This is a genomic window from Pseudomonas sp. KD5 (assembly GCF_012932895.1).
Lineage (GTDB): Bacteria > Pseudomonadota > Gammaproteobacteria > Pseudomonadales > Pseudomonadaceae > Aquipseudomonas.
In genome coordinates this window covers 90,002-103,876 of sequence record NZ_JDWJ01000014.1, presented here as the reverse complement: position 1 = coordinate 103,876, position 13,875 = coordinate 90,002, and the positions used below count along the sequence as shown (strand labels likewise).

Sequence of the window (13,875 nt, the reverse complement as noted above, 5' to 3'; positions counted from 1 at the left end):
CACCGCGAGGCAGCTGCTACAACGAGGTGCATCGATGGTCGCGGAGTTCGTAATCCGGGCTGCGATTTAGGCCCGGAATGAAGTATTGTTGTCCCCATCCAGAAAAATGTCAGAAGCCTTGAACCGTTTCGACGGTTGTTAAGTGATAGAGGGTGTCATGGGTAACGAAAGCATCAATTGGGACAAGCTGGGTTTTGACTACATCAAGACAGACAAGCGCTATCTGTCGCACTGGCGTAATGGCGAGTGGGACAAAGGCACCCTGACCGAAGATAACGTGCTGCACATCAGCGAAGGGTCTACGGCCCTTCACTATGGCCAGCAGTGCTTCGAAGGCCTGAAGGCCTACCGTTGCAAGGACGGTTCGATCAACCTGTTCCGCCCGGACCAGAACGCCGCCCGCATGCAACGCAGCTGCGCGCGCCTGCTGATGCCGCAGGTGTCCACCGAACAGTTCATCGAAGCGTGCAAGGACGTGGTCCGCGCCAACGAGCGTTTCATCCCGCCTTACGGCACCGGCGGCGCGCTGTACCTGCGCCCGTTCGTGATCGGCGTGGGTGACAACATCGGCGTGCGTACCGCACCCGAGTTCATCTTCTCGATCTTCTGCATCCCGGTCGGCGCCTACTTCAAGGGCGGCCTGACCCCGCACAACTTCCTGATCTCCAGCTACGACCGTGCCGCCCCACAAGGCACCGGTGCGGCCAAGGTCGGTGGCAACTACGCCGCCAGCCTGATGCCAGGCTCCCAGGCCAAGAAGGCGCACTTCGCCGACGCCATCTACCTGGACCCGATGACCCACACCAAAATCGAAGAAGTCGGCTCGGCCAACTTCTTTGGGATCACCCACGACAACAAGTTCGTCACCCCGAACTCCCCTTCGGTGTTGCCGGGCATCACCCGTCTGTCGTTGATCGAACTGGCCAAGACCCGTCTGGGCCTGGAAGTGGTTGAAGGTGACGTGTTCATCGACAAGCTGTCCGACTTCAAGGAAGCCGGTGCATGCGGTACTGCCGCGGTGATCACCCCGATCGGTGGCATCAGCTACAAGGACAAGCTGCACGTGTTCCACAGCGAAACCGAAGTCGGCCCGGTCACCCAGAAGCTCTACAAAGAGCTGACCGGTGTACAGACCGGCGACATCGAAGCGCCAGCGGGCTGGATCGTCAAGGTTTGATCTGACCGGACCTGCTCTAAGCGGCACATAGCCCATCCATCGCTTTGGCGGTGGGTGGGTTTTTTATTGCGCAAAGTATGACTGACTATGTGTGCTCATTCCCTATCACTCGCTGGCGACAATAGGTCACCAGTGGTTTTGCGCGCGTTTATGCGCGCCTGCTGGAATCTTGCAGTGCTTGTAAACGTTCAAGCATGGTCTCCGGACAATGCTTTTTCAGGGCTTGCCAATCAATCGGTTTTGAGGGTGACGCCAAAAATCGAGAAATAGCTTCCTTGTCAAATACTTCTAAAACATAGAAACGACTAGGATCATAAAAACCTAATTCCCTGACTGTTTCATTGGTAGTAATTAGCTTTTTGTCAAAAAATGCAGCCTCTAAGGCTCGAAGAGTGAGGCCAGATTGCCCTGGCTGGTTGATCTCTATCAGCACATCTGCATTAATTACCATCTGAAGATTTTCTTCATACGGCAATACTGCGTCAGTATGATATTTTGATATTGAGGTGGATGAGTCATCCTTCACGATTTGAAATTTAATGCTACACCCTAAGGACTCGAGATCATTAGCAATGCCTTCTATCAGGCGAGCCCGACCTTTATCCCTACCGAGAAAAAAACAACTAGTACAACTGGCAGATCCCTGCCTTTTTGCACTCAGTTTTCTTGCAGCTTCAGCATTGAAAGGAAAGAACTGTTCCAAATAGTCAATACCAAATGACCTGCACTGATCGGGGTCGAAGCTGTAGATTTTGTCAAAAAGCCCTTTCATCTCTTCTACAAACGGCGCATCAACCAAATCTCTGATCAGAAGGACCTTCACGCCTCTGAAAGTACTAATAACACTAGGGTTTAATCCGCGCTTAACTTGCCCCTCATTACAAACCAGTATATCTTCAGCACTTACAAACTTACCTGCATTGACCAACTTACCAAGCCAAGAGACGGACACACTTAGTGGAACTTTCTTTTGAAATGACCTTACAGCACGGTTGATTCTTTTGGCATAAGTCGGAACATGAAACATATGCACATTATTTTTTTCAGCAAGACCATCAATCATAATTTGCTCGTATCGAGCTTTCCAGCCTAAAAAAAACACTCTCATCGATATATTCCAGGTGTTAAATTGCAGGCTACCCAACGGAGTTCAGAATGCCACCAAACAATCAGACATGTAATGGCCAAGATAACAAATCATCACCAAAAACAACGGTACCCAGAACAAACATCGTTAGTCCCATTTGTTTTCACGGACGCAGCAGGCTCCTTTCTACTGGCTGGCCGCTATAAAAGCCGAGACCACGAGCTCCTGAAATTGGCCTACTGCACCAGCCATGGCACATAGCCACCGCACAAGCAGTTTGACACAATGACCTTCCGTTGGTGAAGTGCGCCTTGAAAAATGGACAACATAACCTGACCGCATTGCAGAATTGCGCGGGTAAAAATAGTTTCATCGCCGCAGCGAGCGCCCAATGGGTGATAGCAATTACGAACCTACGCGCAAGTCGTCTGCATGCCCCTCGTCGAATCGGATCAAATCAGCGCCCTGCTTCTCAATTCGTCACTAGACTTGCCACGTGCAACCGCCATCAACAGGTGCCACCAAAACCATGAGTAAATTCTGGCGAAAGTATCTGGCCTTGCTGGAAACAGACTTCACCACGCAAGTGTTCGACAACATCAAGAACCTGCTCGTGTGCGCCCTGCTATTCGCGGCGGGCACCAACGCGTTGCACGGCGGTCATCAGCTGTTTATGGGAATGCTCGCCTCAAACCTCGCCGGCTGGGGATTGATTGCAACGTCAGCACTGCTGATGCTGCTCAGTGTCAGCGACGGCTTGCGTCGGCTGTCCAGGTTGCCGTATCACATGGCGTTCCAGATCATCCTGGGTCTGGTTTACCTGGTGCTCGCGGTGCGGGTGGTGGAGATCGTCTGGGACTTCAGGGCGTAGCGGTCACGGCACGAGGTGTCTGCCAACTCAGCTCATCCTGAGCGATCCGGGCAAACAACCACTCCACAAAGATCCGCGTGTGCGCCGTCACGTCCGGCGCAACACCGTAGTAATAACGCGGCAACGGCATGCGCAACTCGGGTAACGGGCAGATCAGGCGTCCGCTCGAGATATGGCTGCCCAGCAAAGAGGTCGGGCACAGGGCAATGCCCTGTCCATCCACAGCGGCCTGAAGCACCAGGTGCATGTGATCAAACTGCCGGGTTACCTGAGTGGCTGACTGGGATTGACCGAAGTGCATGGCCCAATTGTGCCAGTCTTCGCGACGTGCCTTGGCGGTCAGTAATGTATGCCGACTCAGGGACGTGAGGTCTTCAAGTGGCAGGCGCTCGATCAGCGATGGCGCCGCGACCAGCAACAGTTCGTCTTCGAACAGCGCTCGCGCCTCAATCGCCGGAGCCCAATCGTCACGACCACGGCGAATGACGATATCGAACCCGTCGCGTGCCTGATCGGGTGCCTGGGTCTGGGTGATCACCTGCGGCTTGATGCCGGGGTGCTGCGCAACGAAGTCCGCCAGCCTGGGCGTCAGCCAAAGCATGGCGAAAGACGGACGCACATTGATCTTCACCGTAGGCAGCGAGGCATGCTGCTTGAGCGCAGTGGCGGCATTGGCGATCTGCGACAGCCCGGCGCTGACCTGTTCATAGAAGCGCTGGCCGGCCGGCGTCAGCACCGATTGACGGATACGCCGCTCAAACAGCAGCACCCCCAGGTATTCCTCGAGCAATTTGATGTGCCGGCTGACGGCACTGTGGCTGACATGCAGCTCTTCGGCCGCCAGGCTGAAGCTCTGATGACGAGCAGCAACGGCAAAGGCGCGAACGGCATTAAGGGGCGGTAATAGATTTATCATGTGTCTAATTTAGTCACCTATGCGCTGCAATTAAAGCGTTTGTCACACTCTCGCCGCCACGCCAATCTGCCAACACGCAGCCAACGCCACTGACGGAGCAAGCCATGAACAGTTACGGACTCTTTGTACTCTTCGCCACCCTGACCATTTTGAGCCCGGGGCCGGGCGTGGTCCTGACCCTGTCCAACGCGGTGCGCCACGGTTGGAGGGGCGCCGTGCCGGGCATTCTGGGGATCGCGTCGGGGGCATTTGTCGTCGCTGCCATCAGCGCCACCAGTGTTGGCCTGATACTCAGCACCTCCGCGAATGCCTTTACCGCATTGAAATACGCAGGGGCTGCCTATTTGTTGTACCTGGGCTACAAAAGCTGGCGCTCGGATCGTTTCAGCACGCTGCTTGAAACGCGCCCCTCAAGCCCGGGTTATCGCTTCCTTGAAGCGGCTTCGATGCAGCTTCTGAACCCCAAGGCGGTGTTTTTCTTTTTGGCGGTGTTCCCGCAATTCATCGACACTTCGGCGCACTTCTACAGCCAGTTCATCAAGCTGGTCGCCTCCTACGGCGTACTGGTAATCCTGGTGCACGGCAGCTATGCCTTGCTCGCCAATTCCGCCAAAGGCTGGTTGTCGAGCCCGAAAGGTTCATGGCTGACCGCGAAAGTTTCGGGTGTGACCTTCGCCGGTTTTGGCGTACTCATGGCCTCGACCAGTCGTTAAGTCGCAGGACTGGCAATCACGCGGCGCCTGTTCTCGGTGGATGTGAGTGGCGCTGTCGCTCCCTGAATCGGCAGTTCAACGGCGAACCGGCGACCGAGTTCCTTTCGCCCCACTGCCGTCAACGCCAACGCCCGACTGTCCAGGTCCTGCGTCACCCATTGGCGTTTGATCGCCGTTTGCAACAACGCCGCGCCCAAGGCACCGCCCAGGTGCGGCCGACGCATGCTCCAGTCCAGGCACGGGCAGGCAAAGCGGCGGCGCAAAGTGCCGAGGTCTTTGACGTCGATGCCCAATCCTTCGAACAACGCTTCACCACTGTCGCTCAATCGATAAGCCTGCTCATCGGTTTGCAGCAGCCACCCCGCGTCGATCATCCGGTCATGCAGCACCACCGCCAGCGTGCCGGCCATGTGGTCGTAGCAGGTGCGGGCGAATTGCAGGCGGTCCGGGGTGCGCGTGTTGAACGTCGGCGCGGCGTTCTGGCCGATCACCATCAGTGCTTCGAGTGCCTGGGCCACGCGTTTGTCCGCGAGGCTGTAATAGCGGTGACGGCCCTGAACGTGCAAACGCACCAGCGCCAGCTCCTTGAGTTTTGCCAAGTGCGCGCTGGCGGTCGAGGCGCTGACTTCGGCAACCGCCGCCAGCTCGGTGCTGGTGCGGGCGTGGCCATCCATCAGCGAACAGAGGATTTTCGTCCGCGCAGGCTCTGCAATCGCTGCGGCCACTTGAGAGACGCCAACGTCATGTTGTTCTGCGTTCATATTTCGCTCCCGGACGAATCAAGGCCCTTTCGGACTGGTGATAGTAGCAACACTTTTCAACCATCGATAAGGCTGCGACCCATGGACCCGATCATCGCTGCGACTCACGCCGACCCTTACCCCTACTACGCGCAACTGCGTGCCGAGGGTGGATTGGTTTTTCATCAGGGACTGAAACTGTGGGTGGCCAGCAGCGCCCGAGCGGTCGCCGCCCTGCTGGCGCATCCGGATTGCCATGTGCGGCCGGCGCATGAGCCGGTGCCCAAGGCAATTGCTCAAGGCATGGCCGGCAAGGTGTTCGGTCAGTTGATGCGGATGAGCGAGGGTGAGCGGCAGCGTTGCCCGAGGGCGGCGATTGAGCCGGGGCTGGCGCTGATTGATGTGAATGAAGTCAACTCACTGGTCAGTGCTCGGTTGATTACCCCTGGAGCCGATGGGTTGTACGCGGCGATGTTTCGCGGGCCGGTCTGTGTAGTGGCGGCGTTACTGGGCTTTTCTCCAGCTCAGGGCCGGGCCATCAGCGAACTGACCGCTGACTTCGTCGCCTGCCTGTCACCCCTCAGCGACCAGGCCCAACTGGACGCTGCCCATGTTGCGGCAGAACAGCTGAAGGGATATTTCATCGAGCTTCTGGCTGATCCGAACAATCGAAGCACCCTGCTCGCCGGTATCAGGCAGCGCTTCGCCACCTCGACCGACCCGCAAACCTTGATCGCCAACCTGATTGGCCTGTTCTCCCAGACCTACGACGCCACCGCCGGGCTGATCGGCAATGCGCTACTGGCGTTGAGCCGAAACCCGCAGATCGACTCGACTCAAGTCAACGACCTGATCGCCGAAGTGCAGCGCTTCGATCCTCCGGTGCAGAACACCCGCCGCTTCGTCGCCGCACCGTGCGAAATCGACGGCGTGAACCTGAACCCCGGCGACGTGATTCTGGTGCTGCTGGCCTCGGCCAATCGTGATCCGCAGCTTAATGACGATCCCGATACGTTCCTGCTCGAGCGCCCAAACCGCCGCAGCTTCACCTTCGGCGCCGGCCGTCATCAATGCCCGGGGCAGGTGCTGGCGTTGAGCATCGCCCGCGCGACGCTGACTCAGATCCTGATGATGAAACCGGCTTTGGATCGGTTGACCTGGCACTACCGCCCTTCCCTTAACGGGCGCATTCCGCTCTTTGCCTGAAAAACACCTCAAGCGTTGCGATATTCGACCGTCAGGTGAGACAACTCATGAACCGGCGCCAGACGTTCGCGGATGGCGTCTGTACTGACGCTCGCCGTAGCCACGACACTGACAATTGCGGCTCGCGCCTGGGGCCCGACTTGCCAGACATGAAGGTCACTGATGCGAACATCATCCGTCGATTCAAGCAGCTCACGAATTTCGGCGGCGACGTGCTCGTCAGTGGTGTCGAGCAATACCGCGGCGCTATCGCGCATCAAGCCATAGGCCCATTTCGCGATAACAAGGGCTCCGACGACGCCTATCACCGGGTCCAGCCAGACCCAACCCAAATAGCGCCCGGCCAACAATGCCACGATAGCCAGTACCGACGTCAATGCATCGGCCAGCACATGGACATACGCCGAGCGCAGGTTGTTATCGTGATGATGGTGACCGTGGTTATGGTTGTGATGATCATGGCCGTTATCCCCATGGTTGCCCGCCAGCAGCAATGCGCTGACGACATTCACCACCAGCCCCACCGCCGCAATCACCGTCGCTTCGGTGAAGGCCACGGTGATAGGTTGAAACAGCCGCAGGATCGATTCGCCGGCGATGCCAATCGACACCAGGCCCAGCACCATGGCAGAAGCAAACGCCGCCAAGTCCCCGACCTTGCCAGTACCGAAGCTGAAGCGCGAATTGTTGGCGTGTCGCCTGGCAAAACTGTAGGCCGCCGCGGCGATGCCCAAGGCTACGGCGTGGGTCGCCATATGAAAGCCGTCCGCCAGTAACGCCATGGAGCCGGTGATATAACCGGCGGCAATCTCGCCAATCATCATCACGAACGTCAGCGCCACTACCCACAACGTGCGGCGAGCATTTTCATCGTGGGCGGGCCCCAGAAACAGATGGTCGTGGGTAAAGCGCGAAGCCTGAAGTGTCAGTGTCATGGGGCAGGCCTCTATTTCGAGTAACGGCGGATGGCTTGCAACAAGTCTTCCACGCCTTCGGCGCGTGCTTCGTCGCTGAGGCCGGGACGTGCCACATGTTCACGGGCGTGGGCGTCGATGAACTGATCCATCAGACCATTGACCGCACCGCGAATTGCCGCAATCAGGTGCAGGGTTTTGGCGCACTCGGCATCGGACTCCAGCGCCCGCTCCACAGCCTGGACCTGACCGGCAATGCGCCGGACGCGATTGAGCAAATCGTCTTTGTGTTCGTGGATGTGCGACATACCTATACCCCCTACCCCTATATAGGCGGGCATAGTTACCGATATTGCCAGGGCTGGCAAGTCGGGTTGACTGCGTCATGGCTCAACAAAATAAAAAAACGCCATATCTGTGAGAAGTGATGGCGGTTTTTTCCGACTGAGCCAAGTGCATAGCGACAAGCAGCTTTTGTAACAACGGCCAGAATTTCAGACCGGTCCTACATCTATCAAATGCCCTTTGATATAGCGTCCGCATCGCTTTCAAAAAATGAAACAGGGACGCTCATGGCTCGCAAAACAGACATACCTCGGGTTCAAAACCCACCGTCGGGCGACGGACACCTCATCACCAGCCGCTACATGACCGCCACTGAACTGGCAGAGCGCGAAGCCAGACAAAAATCCTATGACGACATGTTGGCCCGACAGCAGGCATATGAAGACCGCTTTATCAGACAGCCTCAACAGCTGGGCCAATCCAACTCCATAGGTTGTGTGTTCGCCAAAAGCTGCAACCTCCCCGACGGCGTAATCAACCGCGACAGCCCAGCCGGTTTTGTCCCTGTCGAGAAACTGACCGACTACGGAAAATTCTCCCTGCTGGGTGGCCGCGAAAGGGATGCAGCGGGAAACATTCCGCTCAAAAAAATCAGTGCCGGGGCGTTACCTGCTGCGCTGGGGACGCTACTTCTAGGTGGAGTTGGCACTACTGGCACTGGAACGGGTGCGGCTGGTGGTGCAGGTGTCGTGACGGCTGGTGTTGCTGCTGGCGCATTGGTCGGAATGGTCGCATTGCTGTGGCCGTCGAGCTTGGGCGACAGCTCCCTGTACACAGAAGAACAGCTCAAATCGCTCAAGGAAGGTAGAACACGGGTTCGACTGCATGTCGAGCAACAAGCTGATGGCACCTTGAAGGGTTATGGCTACAACACCCAGAAGCGCCGCGATTGGGAAATGATTCCTGTCGTCCGGTTCAAGAGTCAGGGTTCTCAGCAGGTGGCTGACTTTGGTGATGGGATAACTCTGATATGGACGCCAGCGGTTGACCTATCCAGCACCTCAGGGATTCCCCCGCTAGAGGCGGCACCACAAGCGCCTCAGATCTGGATTTATCCGCCTACCGAACAGGCAGATAACATCATCGTCAACCCGATCTACCCGCCTGAGTACAAGGACTTCATTCTTGTATTTCCGGCCGACTCCGGCATTAAACCTCTCTATATAGTTTTGACCCTGGAGTTCGACGCAGCCAGTTACCATGGCAAGACTGACACACCGGTAAAAAGTAAGGGGCCTGTTAACGGACAGGAGGCACTGGATAATTCAGTACAGGTAAAACCTACCTCACCACGTCGAATCGGTGTCGACCCGGACACAAAAGAGATCGTTGTCTTCGATCGTACCGGAGGGGACGTTTACCATGGACATGTCAGACCATGGGATAAACTCCATCAAGATATGAAAAATGCTCTGATCAAGGCAGGAAAAACCGATCACAAAGGCAACATTCAGGGAGTTAAAAAGTGAGCCTTCTCTACCAAGATCCAACAATGAGCCACGAGGAAGCGACGAGACTTCTAGCTAGCAACGTAGAAACCAGCGTTGTTGCTGCATTGATTTCTATTGGCCTGAATGAACAAGACAAGACCTGGGCTCGGAACACCTGTCTGAAGTACCTCGAGAGTGAGTCCGAATCGGTTGCAGCAGCTGCCATCACCGCGCTCGGTCACATAGCCCGCAGACATGCTGATCTGGACGTGGGTGCTGTCATCCCGGCCCTTGAGAAGGTGAAGGAAAAATTTCCATCCCTGGAAGGGATTGTGGCGGACACCCTTGACGATATTGAGACATTCACCTGATTCGCCGTTTAGGCAAAAGAACATTTTTTCCGCGAACCGAACACTGAATTGTGGCGAGGGAGCTTGCTCCCGCTCGGGTGCGCAGCAGCCGCAAAACTGGCGAGTGGAGATTCCCTGAAACGCCGCATGCACAGGTTTCAGGGTCGCTGCGCAACCCAACGGGGGCAAGCCCCCTCGCCACAGCAAGCTCCCTCACCACAGATAGCAAAAACCCCGCTCTCTCCTCTCAGAAACAGCGGGGTTAATCATTTCAATTCACTCGCCCATCAATCATCCCGCGTCAGCACTTCCAGCAATTCAATCTCGAAAATCAGATTCGAATTCGGCGTAATCGCCCCCATCGAGCGCTCGCCGTAGGCCAGGTGCGCCGGCACCAGCAGCTTGCGCTTACCGCCGACCTGCATGCCCATGATTCCCTGGTCCCAGCCCTTGATTACCCGCCCGGTGCCAATCACGCACTGAAACGGTTTGCCCCGGCTGTAGGAAGAATCGAATTCGGTGCCGTCTTCCAACCACCCGCGATATTGGGTAGTGATCAGCGCGCCTTTGACGGCGGCTTTGCCGTCGCCCACTTCAAGGTCGATTACCTGCAATTCATCATTCATTACATTCACTCTATCTGTGCGCTTGCCCGAGCGGGCTTGATGGGCGCCGTTTTCCCAGAAATGCAGGCTATTGGCAACCATTTCGCTCTGCATCCGGCAGTGGTCGTGAACTGGGCACTGTACGAAAACTGCCTGATCGCAACTCGGCGACTTTTCGTACAGACCCTAATTTACACAACAGGACTTATGTAACCCGACAATACGCCGATACCGTGCAGCGGCACGGAAGCACCGAAGCAGCACTTACTCCATAGAAGGCAGGAGCCTGAACAATGTTTGAACACATCTGGCGCAGCATCCATTCCCCGGGCTACTTCCCCAACGTACTGGAGTGGATGATCAATATTCTCCTCAACCCGTTCATGGTGATTATGTGCCTGATGGTCGGAGCGCTGGCCGGTAAATGGTGGAGAGCCATCCCCTACGGCAGCCTCATTTGTTATGTGGTGTTCCTGAGCCGGTCGTCATTCTATCGGTGGGGAAGCATTTTCCCCGAAGCCGGCCTGCCTGCGCTGTTGATTGACGGCGCACTGCTGGCCCTCCTCGGCTTCTATTTGAAAGGCGTACTCAGAACCCGCTCAGAAGCAAAACCCGAAGGCCATTGGTTGCGCTGGCTTTATCAAAGCCTGAAGGTCGTCATGCTGACAGTCATGGTGATGTTCTGGGTACTCGTCGTGCTGGTTGTCGTGACCTTCACCGTCTCGGTCGCGACGCAACCGTCAGTGGTGAACTGACCCACCTCCTGCTTGCCAGGGTCTGTACGAAAAGTCGCCGAGTGTCGATCAGGCAAGGCAAATACAGGCGAAGAAGCGGAGTTTACGGGTTGTAAATGAGCATTCCGAGCCTGTTTTTAACGCATCATGATCGACACGCAGGCAGTTTTTCGTACAGAGCCTTAATATACCCGCCACCTCCCCCACGGTTCGATACGCCATGAGCGCAATTCCTCAATGAGTCAGCTCTGGACCGACGTCACCATCGGCTCGCTGACCCTTGCCCTGATCGTCGCGCTGATTTGGCGCGATCGTTCGCTGCAAAAGCAGTTGGCCGAGTGCCGTGCGCTGATCGATAGCCTCACCGAGGGACAAAGTATCCACCAGGAAGGCGACGCCGAGCGCTTCAAACGCAGCCAATACTTCGCCCGCATCGGCACCTGGGACTGGGAGGTTGATACCGACAAACTCTATTGGTCGGATGCAATCTACGGGATGTTCGGATTCAAGATCGGCGAGGTGACGCCCTCCTACGCCCTGTTCTGTTCCTGTGTGCACCCGGACGACCGGGTCAAGGTCCGCGCCGGTGAATTGCGTTGCCTGGAAACCGGCGAAAACCACGACGAGGAATACCGCGTGGTCTGGCCGGACGGCAGCATCCGCTGGCTGCGGGAGACCGGCAATGTGGTCAAGAATGAGCATGACGCAACGATCAAGATGATGGGCGTGGTCCGCGACATCACCGAGGAAAAAGCCTCCGCCAGCTACCTGCAACACCTGGCCCATTACGACCCGCTGACCGGCCTGCCCAATCGCCTGGTGCTCGAAGAGCGCCTGTCCGCTGCCCTGGAACACGCCCGCCTCAGCGCCACGCGGGTGGCACTGGTATTTGTCGACCTCAATGGTTTCAAGGCGATCAACGACCACTATGGCCATGCGGCCGGCGACCGCGTGCTGATCACCACCGCGACACGCCTGAAGAAGATCCTGCGTTCAACCGACACCGTTGCCCGGATCGGCGGCGACGAGTTCGTGGTCATCCTCCAAGGCCTTCCCCAAGGCAACAGCCTGCAAGACGAAGCCCGCAGCATCTGCCAGAAAATCTTCATCGAACTCGCACCGCCGGTGACCATCGGCAACGACCAGCGCCACATCGGCAGCAGCCTTGGGGTTGCGGTGTTCCCGGACCATGCGCCGAGCATGGACCGGTTGATTCACATTGCCGACCTGGCGATGTATGAGGCCAAGCGCAGCGGGAATAATCAGTATCGGTTGGGGAACATCAGCCCGATACGCGTACACAGCGAATAGCCTTGGGTAAACGCCGCGTCTCTGGGTCGGCAGCATTGATCCGCTTCATGCATCAATACATACCAACTATGCAATTAACATATCGATGTCCCTGCTCCACTATCCACCCCAATAAGAACCGTGCACCGCGTCCAGGCAGTGCACGTCATAAAAGCGGTGGAGTACACGTCAATGACAGCATCAATCCATTCCGGTCGCTCCCGGACCAGTGCGATTTTCCGAGTGACCTCGGGCAACTTCCTCGAGCAATTCGATTTCTTCCTTTTCGGCTTCTATGCCACGCAGATCGCTGCCGTATTTTTCCCTGCCAGCAGCGAGTTTGCGTCCCTGATGATGACGTTCGCGGTGTTCGGCGCCGGCTTCCTGATGCGTCCGTTGGGCGCCGTGATACTGGGCGCATACATCGATGATGTGGGGCGCCGCAAAGGGCTGATCGTCACCCTGTCGATCATGGCCAGCGGTACGATTCTGATTGTGCTGGTGCCCGGATACGAAACCATCGGGCTGTTCGCCCCGGCCATCGTGCTGATCGGCCGATTGCTGCAAGGCTTCTCGGCCGGTGCGGAACTGGGCGGTGTATCGGTGTACCTCGCGGAGATCGCCACTCCCGGCAACAAAGGTTTCTTCACCAGTTGGCAATCCGCGAGCCAGCAAGTGGCGATCATCGTCGCGGCGGCTTTGGGCTATGGTCTGAACCAATGGATGGCGCCGACGATGATTGCCGATTGGGGATGGCGGATTCCGTTTTTCGTCGGCTGCATGATCGTGCCTTTCATCTTCTTCCTGCGCCGTAACCTGGAAGAAACCGAAGAGTTCGCCGCCCGTAAACACCGGCCAAGCATGGGCGACGTGTTCCGCACCCTGGGACAGAACTGGGTCATCGTGTTCGCCGGGATGATGATGGTCGCCCTGACCACTACCGCGTTCTATCTGATCACCGTGTACGCGCCGACCTTCGGCAAAACCGTGCTGCACCTGAACACCTCCGATGCGCTGTTGGTGACCTTGCTGGTGGGCGTTTCGAATTTTTTCTGGTTGCCGATTGGCGGCGCGCTTTCAGATCGCATCGGTCGTCGCCCGGTACTGATCGCCATGGCGTTGCTGACGTTGGCCACGGCCTACCCGGCGCTGACCTATCTGGTGCAAGCACCGAGCTTCATCAACATGCTGTTGGTGCTGCTGTGGCTGTCGTTCATTTATGGCTTGTACAACGGCGCAATGATCGCCGCGCTGACGGAAATCATGCCGGTCGAGGTTCGGGTCGCAGGTTTCTCTTTGGCTTATAGCCTGGCGACGGCGGTGTTCGGCGGTTTCACACCGGCCATATCGACCTTCCTGATCCAGTACACCGGCGATAAGGCCGCACCCGGTTACTGGATGAGTTTCGCCGCGTTCTGTGCCCTGTGCGCGACGCTGTTTCTCTATCGCCGTGCCTCTGGCCGCCTGCAACCGGCCGTGTCGTGAACCACCCAACCT

At 57.1% G+C, this 13,875-nt stretch carries 15 protein-coding genes; 9 read left to right on the top strand and 6 right to left on the bottom strand.

All coding sequences use genetic code 11. The annotated features are described in order from the left end of the window. The first annotated feature begins 157 nt into the window (after window positions 1-157). Window positions 158-1,177: a branched-chain amino acid aminotransferase gene (locus AF70_RS26165; RefSeq protein ID WP_019579417.1), complete on the top strand. Its 1,020-nt coding sequence runs from the start codon at window positions 158-160 to the stop codon at window positions 1,175-1,177. Window positions 1,178-1,325: 148 nt separating this feature from the next. On the opposite strand, the gene AF70_RS26160 is transcribed toward AF70_RS26165, so the two are convergent. Next, entirely contained in the window at window positions 1,326-2,285 is a 960-nt protein-coding gene (locus AF70_RS26160; RefSeq protein WP_028940246.1) for a hypothetical protein, read from the bottom strand. Window positions 2,286-2,793: 508 nt separating this feature from the next. Between AF70_RS26160 and AF70_RS26155 the strand changes: the two genes are divergently transcribed. Beyond that, on the top strand, window positions 2,794-3,135 hold the full coding sequence (locus AF70_RS26155; RefSeq protein ID WP_028940245.1) for a hypothetical protein: 342 nt from the start codon (window positions 2,794-2,796) through the stop codon (window positions 3,133-3,135). Here the strand turns inward: AF70_RS26155 and AF70_RS26150 are convergent. After that, window positions 3,125-4,051, bottom strand: coding sequence for a LysR substrate-binding domain-containing protein (locus AF70_RS26150; RefSeq protein ID WP_028940244.1), 927 nt, complete (start codon window positions 4,049-4,051; stop codon window positions 3,125-3,127). The two genes, AF70_RS26155 and AF70_RS26150, sit on opposite strands and share 11 nt — an antisense overlap. A gap of 104 nt (window positions 4,052-4,155) precedes the next feature. Between AF70_RS26150 and AF70_RS26145 the strand changes: the two genes are divergently transcribed. Continuing rightward, window positions 4,156-4,764, top strand: a complete 609-nt coding sequence (locus AF70_RS26145; RefSeq protein ID WP_028940243.1) for a LysE family translocator — start codon at window positions 4,156-4,158, stop codon at window positions 4,762-4,764. Here AF70_RS26145 and AF70_RS26140 read toward each other — a convergent pair. Next, a complete protein-coding gene (locus AF70_RS26140; protein WP_028940242.1) occupies window positions 4,761-5,525 on the bottom strand; it encodes a helix-turn-helix transcriptional regulator in 765 nt (254 codons plus the stop codon). The genes AF70_RS26145 and AF70_RS26140 overlap by 4 nt on opposite strands. Before the next feature lie 81 nt (window positions 5,526-5,606). Between AF70_RS26140 and AF70_RS26135 the strand changes: the two genes are divergently transcribed. Further along, window positions 5,607-6,710: a cytochrome P450 gene (locus AF70_RS26135; RefSeq protein ID WP_028940241.1), complete on the top strand. Its 1,104-nt coding sequence runs from the start codon at window positions 5,607-5,609 to the stop codon at window positions 6,708-6,710. An 8-nt stretch (window positions 6,711-6,718) separates the two neighbouring features. Here AF70_RS26135 and dmeF read toward each other — a convergent pair whose 3' ends face one another. Both dmeF and AF70_RS26125 read right to left on the bottom strand, forming a co-directional pair. After that, window positions 6,719-7,645, bottom strand: a complete 927-nt coding sequence (gene dmeF, locus AF70_RS26130; RefSeq protein ID WP_028940240.1) for a CDF family Co(II)/Ni(II) efflux transporter DmeF — start codon at window positions 7,643-7,645, stop codon at window positions 6,719-6,721. A gap of 11 nt (window positions 7,646-7,656) precedes the next feature. Next, window positions 7,657-7,932: a metal/formaldehyde-sensitive transcriptional repressor gene (locus AF70_RS26125; protein ID WP_028940239.1), complete on the bottom strand. Its 276-nt coding sequence runs from the start codon at window positions 7,930-7,932 to the stop codon at window positions 7,657-7,659. A gap of 264 nt (window positions 7,933-8,196) precedes the next feature. Between AF70_RS26125 and AF70_RS26120 the strand changes: the two genes are divergently transcribed. Beyond that, complete coding sequence (locus AF70_RS26120; RefSeq protein ID WP_028940238.1) at window positions 8,197-9,438, top strand: S-type pyocin domain-containing protein; 1,242 nt, start codon at window positions 8,197-8,199, stop codon at window positions 9,436-9,438. Then, on the top strand, window positions 9,435-9,770 hold the full coding sequence (locus tag AF70_RS26115; protein WP_028940237.1) for a hypothetical protein: 336 nt from the start codon (window positions 9,435-9,437) through the stop codon (window positions 9,768-9,770). The genes AF70_RS26120 and AF70_RS26115 overlap by 4 nt, the downstream gene beginning before the upstream one ends. 266 nt (window positions 9,771-10,036) lie before the next feature. On the opposite strand, the gene AF70_RS26110 is transcribed toward AF70_RS26115, so the two are convergent. Beyond that, window positions 10,037-10,375 (bottom strand): FKBP-type peptidyl-prolyl cis-trans isomerase, encoded by a 339-nt coding sequence (locus AF70_RS26110; RefSeq protein ID WP_018929733.1) that lies wholly within the window; start codon window positions 10,373-10,375, stop codon window positions 10,037-10,039. A 272-nt stretch (window positions 10,376-10,647) separates the two neighbouring features. Here AF70_RS26110 and AF70_RS26105 point away from each other — a divergent pair, with 272 nt between their 5' ends. The 3 genes from AF70_RS26105 (at window position 10,648) to AF70_RS26095 (ending at window position 13,863) form a co-directional block, all read left to right on the top strand. Then, window positions 10,648-11,109: a hypothetical protein gene (locus tag AF70_RS26105; protein ID WP_019579425.1), complete on the top strand. Its 462-nt coding sequence runs from the start codon at window positions 10,648-10,650 to the stop codon at window positions 11,107-11,109. A gap of 216 nt (window positions 11,110-11,325) precedes the next feature. After that, a complete protein-coding gene (locus AF70_RS26100; protein ID WP_018929735.1) occupies window positions 11,326-12,399 on the top strand; it encodes a sensor domain-containing diguanylate cyclase in 1,074 nt (357 codons plus the stop codon). A 171-nt stretch (window positions 12,400-12,570) separates the two neighbouring features. Beyond that, entirely contained in the window at window positions 12,571-13,863 is a 1,293-nt protein-coding gene (locus tag AF70_RS26095) for an MFS transporter (RefSeq protein WP_019579428.1), read from the top strand. Window positions 13,864-13,875 lie beyond the last annotated feature (12 nt).

What these genes read in the sequence shown, in the direction of transcription:
- dmeF (WP_028940240.1), bottom strand. Translation starts at nt 7,645, where the DNA reads ATGACACTGACACTTCAGGCTTCGCGCTTTACCCACGACCATCTGTTT.
- AF70_RS26155 (WP_028940245.1), top strand. Translation starts at nt 2,794, where the DNA reads ATGAGTAAATTCTGGCGAAAGTATCTGGCCTTGCTGGAAACAGACTTC.
- AF70_RS26140 (WP_028940242.1), bottom strand. Translation starts at nt 5,525, where the DNA reads ATGAACGCAGAACAACATGACGTTGGCGTCTCTCAAGTGGCCGCAGCG.
- AF70_RS26120 (WP_028940238.1), top strand. Translation starts at nt 8,197, where the DNA reads ATGGCTCGCAAAACAGACATACCTCGGGTTCAAAACCCACCGTCGGGC.
- AF70_RS26135 (WP_028940241.1), top strand. Translation starts at nt 5,607, where the DNA reads ATGGACCCGATCATCGCTGCGACTCACGCCGACCCTTACCCCTACTAC.
- AF70_RS26095 (WP_019579428.1), top strand. Translation starts at nt 12,571, where the DNA reads ATGACAGCATCAATCCATTCCGGTCGCTCCCGGACCAGTGCGATTTTC.
- AF70_RS26150 (WP_028940244.1), bottom strand. Translation starts at nt 4,051, where the DNA reads ATGATAAATCTATTACCGCCCCTTAATGCCGTTCGCGCCTTTGCCGTT.
- AF70_RS26160 (WP_028940246.1), bottom strand. Translation starts at nt 2,285, where the DNA reads ATGAGAGTGTTTTTTTTAGGCTGGAAAGCTCGATACGAGCAAATTATG.
- AF70_RS26145 (WP_028940243.1), top strand. Translation starts at nt 4,156, where the DNA reads ATGAACAGTTACGGACTCTTTGTACTCTTCGCCACCCTGACCATTTTG.
- AF70_RS26100 (WP_018929735.1), top strand. Translation starts at nt 11,326, where the DNA reads ATGAGTCAGCTCTGGACCGACGTCACCATCGGCTCGCTGACCCTTGCC.
- AF70_RS26125 (WP_028940239.1), bottom strand. Translation starts at nt 7,932, where the DNA reads ATGTCGCACATCCACGAACACAAAGACGATTTGCTCAATCGCGTCCGG.
- AF70_RS26105 (WP_019579425.1), top strand. Translation starts at nt 10,648, where the DNA reads ATGTTTGAACACATCTGGCGCAGCATCCATTCCCCGGGCTACTTCCCC.
- AF70_RS26110 (WP_018929733.1), bottom strand. Translation starts at nt 10,375, where the DNA reads ATGAATGATGAATTGCAGGTAATCGACCTTGAAGTGGGCGACGGCAAA.
- AF70_RS26165 (WP_019579417.1), top strand. Translation starts at nt 158, where the DNA reads ATGGGTAACGAAAGCATCAATTGGGACAAGCTGGGTTTTGACTACATC.